This window comes from Loktanella sp. SALINAS62, from assembly GCF_018263905.1.
In the GTDB taxonomy this organism is placed as follows: domain Bacteria; phylum Pseudomonadota; class Alphaproteobacteria; order Rhodobacterales; family Rhodobacteraceae; genus Loktanella.
This window is the reverse complement of sequence record NZ_JAAFZU010000086.1, coordinates 1-326: the sequence shown is the minus strand read 5'-3', so window position 1 is coordinate 326 and position 326 is coordinate 1. Positions and strand designations below refer to the sequence as shown.

Annotated in this window: 1 protein-coding gene; it reads left to right on the top strand. The window is 63.2% G+C overall.

Annotated features, from left to right (window positions below; all coding sequences use genetic code 11):
- Positions 1-326, top strand: a 326-nt coding sequence (locus GZH79_RS18580; RefSeq protein WP_211645271.1) for a transposase, incomplete at both ends; no start/stop codon positions are given.

Sequence of the window (326 nt, the reverse complement as noted above, 5' to 3'; positions counted from 1 at the left end):
TCAGGCCAACCGCCGTAACGGCTCATCCACCAAACGATTGAAGGGCCAGGACGGCGAGCTGCCTATCGCCGTGCCGCGGGACCGGGACGGCAGCTTCGAGCCCGAACTGGTGAAGAAGGGCCAGACCCGGATCGATGGCATGGATGACAAGATCATCGGTCTCTACGCGGCGGGTCTGACGGTCCGTGACATCCGCGCCCATCTCGAAGACGTTTACGGTCTGCAAGTGTCGCCGGATCTGATCAGCCGCGTGACCGACGCGGTGCTGGACGAGGTCAGGGAATGGCAGTCCCGGGCGCTGGACCGGATGTATCCCATCGTCATTT